At 35.6% G+C, this 1,149-nt stretch carries 2 protein-coding genes; both read right to left on the bottom strand.

Annotated elements, in window-relative coordinates:
• Window positions 1–385 (bottom strand): hypothetical protein (locus tag ACFXKG_RS41320; protein WP_384850785.1); only part of this gene is annotated, 385 nt, incomplete at its 3' end.
• A gap of 20 nt (window positions 386–405) precedes the next feature.
• Window positions 406–573 (bottom strand): helix-turn-helix domain-containing protein, encoded by a 168-nt coding sequence (locus ACFXKG_RS41315; protein WP_326194937.1) that lies wholly within the window; start codon window positions 571–573, stop codon window positions 406–408.
• Window positions 574–1,149 lie beyond the last annotated feature (576 nt).

Raw genomic sequence — 1,149 nt, 5'->3', positions numbered from 1 at the left:
TCCAAGGACCTTGCCCTACAATCCCAATGATACGTTGTAGGGAGCTTGCTACGCCCTGAGATACACTGTGATAGCCTTGTCCGTCTGCTGTTAAAAGAACAACGCGCATTGCCTGAATTGTCTCTTTCGTGACTTCATCCTCTAATTCAACCGCATGGGCGACCATGTCTGTAATTTCAATTACTTCTCCGATATGGTCTGATAGAGAGTGTTCAGCGTTGCTTACCGCGTTGTAAAGTTTGATGCTGCTCTTTCTGTCCGTTGCCTGGATAGTTGAAAACATTTGTTGTGTACCTTGTTCAAAAATACTTGGTGATGCTGTTGCAATGTCCTCAGTTGCCAATACGTCAGTAGTGTTTTCAGTGTTTTTAATAGTGTTTGTCATTTTAAAATTCCCCCAAAGAATTAATTTTGTTTTAAGTATTCATTGAATTTTTCAGCTGACACGCGCCATTCTCGACCGACTTTGAAACCTTTAATTTCTCCGTTGTTCAGCATTTTGCGAGCCGTTTTTTCAGATATTTTTAATATCTCGGCTACCTGTTTAACTGTTAAAACCTCTTCACTAGACAAAAAGCGTACCTCCCTCTACATATGTATCACTTCCTTTAAAGGGCTTCAGATTCCTTTATGTTCCCTTTGATGACCTTATCTTACCATCAAGGGATATATCATGTCTACCCCTTTTTACAAATTTCTTCAGAATTTTTTCAGGAAGGATTCGACATTATGCGACATATTGGTAGGAGAAGAAAATATTTCTGTACCAATAATAGAACACATGTTCCTGAATGTAAAGTCCTATTATATATGAAATAACTGGGTATCAGGGATAGAAATGTCCTATCTCTTATGTTCGCACTGAGTATAAATGTTTATAACAGGTTATTATTGACAAACTAAAATAAGTGTGTATATACTCTCTCCATTAAAGGAGATGAATAATTTATGCCAAATCTAGAAATATTAGATATTATTAATATGAAATTAGATACGAAATACAAGCATATTGAACACTTTTTAAAGGATTGGATAGATAAGAAGTACAACAATATGGATGTTTACGAAATTCTTGTATATTTAAAACACATTAATATATCGCCTAAAGAATAGTCCTCCCTTTTCCGGGAGGATATTTTATTTATTGAC

The organism is Streptomyces sp. NPDC059255 (assembly GCF_042752355.1).
Lineage (GTDB): Bacteria > Actinomycetota > Actinomycetes > Streptomycetales > Streptomycetaceae > Streptomyces.
This window is presented reverse-complemented; position numbering and strand designations above follow the sequence as displayed.